Source organism: Candidatus Symbiopectobacterium sp. NZEC135 (assembly GCF_025962695.1).
In genome coordinates this window covers 1-740 of record NZ_JAGFPF010001071.1, presented here as the reverse complement: position 1 = coordinate 740, position 740 = coordinate 1, and the positions used below count along the sequence as shown (strand labels likewise).

Sequence of the window (740 nt, the reverse complement as noted above, 5' to 3'; positions counted from 1 at the left end):
TATGTTCCACATATTTTGAGGTCAGCACCCTGGCCAGCAGCCCCGGCCCGGCGATACCGCGTTCAATGGGGCGTGAAGGTGCCGGTGCCTGAACGATACGGTCGCACCGTCGGCAGGTATGTTTCTCCCGCACGGTGCGGATGACCCTAAAGGCACTGCGCATCAGTTCCAGTTGCTCTGCAGCATCTTCACCGAGGCAGGACAGTGTGCCACCGCAGTCCGGGCAGCACGTTTCCACGGGCAACAAGCGTTTTTCATCACGGGGCAGTGATTCAGGGAACGGTTTACGAGTACGGGTCTGGCGCAGCGGGCGTGGCACTGCCGGGTCATCCACCCGGCCGGTGAGGACATCGCTTTCCTGTTGAAGCGCGGTGAGTCTGGCTTCCATCTGTGCGATACGGCGGGACAGTTTTTCCGAGCGGCTGCCAAAGTTCATGCGACGGAGCTTGTCCAGCTCTGCCTGTAGCCGTTCAATCTCGCGTTCGCGCTCGTTTAGCTTTTCCTGCAGGGCTTGTATCAGCGCATCCTGTTCGAACAGGCGCTGTTTCAGCAGAAGGATGTCATCAGAAGGGATTATGCTCATATCCCGTTATGCTAACGGGACAGGTATTTTTATAACATAGACAGAGTGTTAACCAGTCGCTTTGGCTGTCGCCAGTCGATACCCTCCATCAGCATCGCCAGTTGTGCTGGCGTCAGGAACACTTTACCGTCTCGGGCTGATGGCCAGGCGAAGCGAC

2 protein-coding genes are annotated in these 740 nt (G+C 57.7%); both read right to left on the bottom strand.

Annotation, left to right across the window (positions count from 1 at the left end):
- On the bottom strand, positions 1-583 hold a 583-nt coding region (locus J5224_RS32505; RefSeq protein ID WP_264629057.1), incomplete at its 3' end, for an IS66 family transposase zinc-finger binding domain-containing protein.
- 29 nt (positions 584-612) lie between these two features.
- The coding region (tnpB, locus tag J5224_RS32500) for a transposase (protein ID WP_264629058.1) at positions 613-740 on the bottom strand (128 nt) is incomplete at its 5' end.